Origin of the sequence: Synechococcus sp. OH2 (genome assembly GCF_047462155.1) — a bacterium.
Classification (GTDB): domain Bacteria; phylum Cyanobacteriota; class Cyanobacteriia; order Thermostichales; family Thermostichaceae; genus Thermostichus.
The window spans coordinates 14,899-18,911 of sequence record NZ_JANSIR010000110.1 but is presented as its reverse complement, the minus strand read 5'-3'; the positions used below and the strand labels follow the sequence as shown (position 1 = coordinate 18,911).

Here is a 4,013-nt window from a genome sequence, read left to right as displayed (position 1 = left end):
TAGAAGGCAAAGGTGGGGTTGCCATAGCCAAAGTTGGAATACTCCAGCCAGCGGGGGTAAAACTGCCCGCCGAAAAACTGGCGCTGATACTGGAAGGCCCAATTGAGATTGAAGTGGGTGGAATGGGTGATGGGGTAGCCCCGCTGCAGCATTGGCCAGAGCAGTGCCAGCACCCCGGCCAGCAGCGCGATCCCGATAAGCCCTCCCGGTTGGTGCAACCTCTTCAACATCTCACTGGGACGGGCTATTCTGATCGAACCCAGAAGGCCCGGAACTTCCCCCATACTTGCACAACAGGCGGATATTCTCGATCACCATCGCCTTTTCCAAGGCCTTGGCCATGTCGTACAGGGTGAGGGCAGCCACTGCAACCGCCGTCAAAGCCTCCATCTCTACTCCGGTGGTGATGCTGGTCAAGGGGAAAGGATGACACAGCGGGATCAGATCGGCGGTGCACTTGGCGGCCATGATCCCGGCTAGCCGAGCCGCTTCCACCACATTCCCTTTGGGCCCTTGATCGGCCAAAATGGCCTCTAAAGTCCTTTCTGGCCTACGTACCTGCCCTTGGGCAGTGGCCAAACGGGCAGCCAGGGGCTGATGTCCCACTTCCACCCTCTGTACCCGACCGGAAGCGTCCAGGTGGGTGAGGGTTGGGCCAACATCAGAGGTCAAATCCGACGGCACCCCAGCCTCCTGCAATCCTTGAAAGCTGCAACAGCCGGCTCAGGCTCCAGTGAAGTCGTCAAATCAGCAACCAAGCCCTCAACTTGAGAACTGTTAGTAGCGAATCCAAGCATAGGCGGCATCGGAGAGCACCGGCACCTCGGCATAGTAACCGCGCACGTTCTGCACCCAAGCATAAAGGGTGACAGCGATTACCCCAAGCAGGGCAGTGGTGGCCAAAATGCTAACAAGCGCTGCCAAACCAAGGCTGCCAAAGAGCATAGCGAACACCTGCATCAACACTTGCACCAAAAACAGGGCAATGTTGAGCAGCAGCGCCTGCATCGTGTTGAAGCGAACAAAATGGGCGACGCGGCCGTTGCGGATTACGAAAAAGAGTAGGGCAAAAAACAGCCCCATGCCCAGCCAGCCCGTGGCCAGAGGCAGCAAACGCAGCAGCGGACTAAAAATGGGGATCAAACCTGGCAGAGATTGAAACAAACCAGAGGGCACAAAGCCGAAGGGCAGAGCCGATACCAACGGCAAAAGGTAGGGAAGGGATCCCCACAGCCGATCGATGGGAGTGATGTTGCCGCGCCAGGTCATAATCCGTCGATCCCCTTAGTGCAGTGGTTCTGGAGTCTGCTTGTTGGTGCGCTTTCAGAATTTATTAAACGGCACCTAAGCATTGCGCTTATTGTAGTCGATGAAGTTGGCTGGCTCAACGCGCTTAGCCGCAAGCCCGCCTCTGCTTCCCAGTGAGAGGGAAACTGTTTAGGATGAGCATCTTGCAGGATCGGGGTTGATATAATCGACAGCAATTCCCACCCACAGTGATTTTTGGCCTCTGCCATGAAGATCTTGCCATCTCTCTCTGCTCGCCTCTTGGGAGCTTTTCTCTGGCAAGCTTGGTCTGCACTTGTCGGCTTTTTCAACGACCGCCTGCTGCCGGAGCGCTTCCACGTTCGTCCTGAGACTTTGCCGGAGGGGCTGGCCCAGCTTTGGGCCCGTTACCTGTGCTACCGGCAAGCTTCTCGTCCAGGGGCAATCCAGTTTCGCGGCTTGACGGTCGATCCCGGCCACCCTCTCCGCGCCCTTCACAGGGGAGTTCAGCCGGTTCGCTACCGCGGCTGCTGGGTGGAAACAGCAGCGGGCGAGCCCTTCCCCGAACTGGGCACCGAACGAGTCTTTGTGCCCCCCTACTGGAGGCCGCTCAATACGCTGCGTCTGAAGTTGAACTTGGCCGATCTCGATCGTTATCCCGTCAAGCTGGCGCTGCAGCGGGTCTACCGCGGTCGAGAGTTCTAAATCCTCTGGAAGGAGGGTGTGCTGCCGGCAGGGATCCCCTTTTTGGCTGTTGGGTTGGACTAATGAGAAGGGCTGCAAAAAACTTAAGGCCACTTTCCGGAGGTGGGATAAGACCGCCTACAGTGGATAGAGAAGGATATTGAGCTTTGTTATGTCCAAAAGCGGCGTGCTCCTGCTGAACTTGGGGGGACCAGAGACCCAGGCTGATGTGCAGCCCTTTCTCTACAACCTCTTTGCCGATCCGGAGCTAATCCGTCTACCCTTTCCGTTTTTGCAGGGGGCGTTTGCCTGGGCTATCTCCACGCTGCGAGCTCCCAAATCCCGGCGCAACTACGCGGCTATTGGGGGCGGATCCCCCCTGCGGCGCATCACCGCTGAACAGGCGCAAAAGCTGCAGGCCCAACTGGTGGCGGAGGGCTACGATGTGCCGGTGTATGTGGCCATGCGCTACTGGCACCCGCTGATCGAGTCCGTGGTGCAGCAGATCAAGTCGGACGGGATCACCCGCCTGGTGGTGCTGCCCCTGTACCCGCAGTATTCCATCAGCACGACCGGCTCCAGCTTCAAACTCCTGGATCACCTCTGGGCCGAGGATCCGGAGCTGGCTCGCATCGAGCGCCGCCAGATCTGCTCTTGGTACGATCAGCCCCAGTATGTCCAGGCCATGGCTAGGGCCATCCGGCAGCAGTTGGATGCGTTTGCAGATCCAGCAAGCGTTCACGTGCTCTTTAGCGCCCACGGCATTCCCGAAAGCTATGTTACCCAGGCCGGGGATCCCTACCAGCAGGAGATGGAGGCCTGTGTCCGGCTCATCTGGCGGGAAGTTGGGCGCCCCAATCGCTACACCCTCTCCTATCAAAGTCGGGTGGGCTCCGTGCGCTGGCTGCAGCCCTACACCGAGACAGTGATCCCGGAACTGGGCGCTCAGGGAGTAAAGCAACTGCTGGTGGTGCCGATTAGCTTTGTGTCGGAGCACATCGAAACTTTGCAGGAGATCGACATCGAGTATCGGGAGCTGGCCCACCAGACTGGGATCCGCGAGTTTCGCCGCGTGCCAGCGCTAAATGCCGATCCCCTGTTTATTGCCGGCCTGGTGGCGCTGGTGCGGCCCCATCTGCTCACTTCAGCGCCTGCGTTTGCGCCGGCGGCGGTGGGCGGCTCACTGCTGGAGCGTTAGGCAAAAGGGATCCGGCGAGGCCGCGAGCAGGTCTGGGCAAGCAAGGGCCAAATCCCCCAAAGCCATTGTGGGCAGCCTGGGGATCCTAGCCCTTCAAATCCATCTAGGAAGTCTCCCCGCTATACCCAATCGATGAGCAAAGCCCTGCTGACCGAGTGGCTGCTGACCTATTTCTACCAACGGCTGCCCTTTCCCAAAGATTGGCTGCCCCAGGGGAGTTACTGGGTGGGGGGATCCCTGCGGGATGCCTACCTAGCTTGGCTGGGGGGCCAGGCTGGAGACCCCAAGGCGGCGCTGGATCTGGACTTAATGTGTCCAGCCGATCCTGTGGGGTGGGCAGCGGGGGTGGCGCGGCGGCTGAAGGCCGGCTTTGTGGTGCTGGATGCGGAGCGACAGATTGCCCGCATCGTGCTGGGCCAAGGAGGGGCTTCCACCCCCACGGCGGCGACGGTGGACGTAGCCCTGCAGGTGGGCCCCACGCCAGAGGCGGATCTGCGCCAGCGGGACTTCACCTGCAACGCCCTCGCCCTGGCGCTGCAAGAGGGGCAACTGTTGGATCCTACGGGCGGTCGGGCAGACATTGAGCAAGGGTGCCTGCGTATGGTTCACCCCGACAACCTCAGCGCCGATCCAGTGCGGCTGTTGCGGGCCTATCGCCAGGCAGCCCAACTGGGGTTTGCGCTGGATCCGGCCACGGCAGAGGCGATTCGCCAGCGGGCCCCCCTTGTGGCCAATGTGGCGGCAGAACGGGTGCGGGCCGAGGTGGTGACCTTGTTGGAGACGGGGATCCCGGGCCTGGCCCACCTGCAAGCGGCAGTGGCGGCAGGGTTGCTGGTGGCTTGGCTGCCCCGCCTAACGCCCCAGA

4 protein-coding genes and 2 pseudogenes are annotated in these 4,013 nt (G+C 60.5%); 3 read left to right on the top strand and 3 right to left on the bottom strand.

All coding sequences use genetic code 11. The features are described from left to right. From NW835_RS11485 to NW835_RS11475, 3 genes and pseudogenes are all read right to left on the bottom strand, one after another. Nucleotides 1-230 (bottom strand): annotated as a pseudogene (locus tag NW835_RS11485) (hypothetical protein); the annotation flags it as partial. A 1-nt stretch (nt 231) separates the two neighbouring features. Next, nucleotides 232-672 (bottom strand): cyclic pyranopterin monophosphate synthase, encoded by a 441-nt coding sequence (locus tag NW835_RS11480; RefSeq protein ID WP_414415343.1) that lies wholly within the window; start codon nt 670-672, stop codon nt 232-234. Between the two features lie 105 nt (nt 673-777). Continuing rightward, nucleotides 778-1,269: a Tic20 family protein gene (locus NW835_RS11475; protein ID WP_414415342.1), complete on the bottom strand. Its 492-nt coding sequence runs from the start codon at nt 1,267-1,269 to the stop codon at nt 778-780. A gap of 246 nt (nt 1,270-1,515) precedes the next feature. Between NW835_RS11475 and NW835_RS11470 the strand changes: the two genes are divergently transcribed. From NW835_RS11470 to NW835_RS11460, 3 genes and pseudogenes are all read left to right on the top strand, one after another. After that, the gene (locus NW835_RS11470) at nt 1,516-1,971 is read left to right on the top strand and encodes a hypothetical protein (RefSeq protein ID WP_414415341.1); all 456 of its coding nucleotides are present in this window, start codon (nt 1,516-1,518) and stop codon (nt 1,969-1,971) included. A gap of 151 nt (nt 1,972-2,122) precedes the next feature. After that, complete coding sequence (gene hemH, locus NW835_RS11465; protein ID WP_414371832.1) at nt 2,123-3,148, top strand: ferrochelatase; 1,026 nt, start codon at nt 2,123-2,125, stop codon at nt 3,146-3,148. Nucleotides 3,149-3,280: 132 nt separating this feature from the next. Next, nucleotides 3,281-4,013: pseudogene (locus tag NW835_RS11460) on the top strand (CCA tRNA nucleotidyltransferase); the annotation flags it as partial.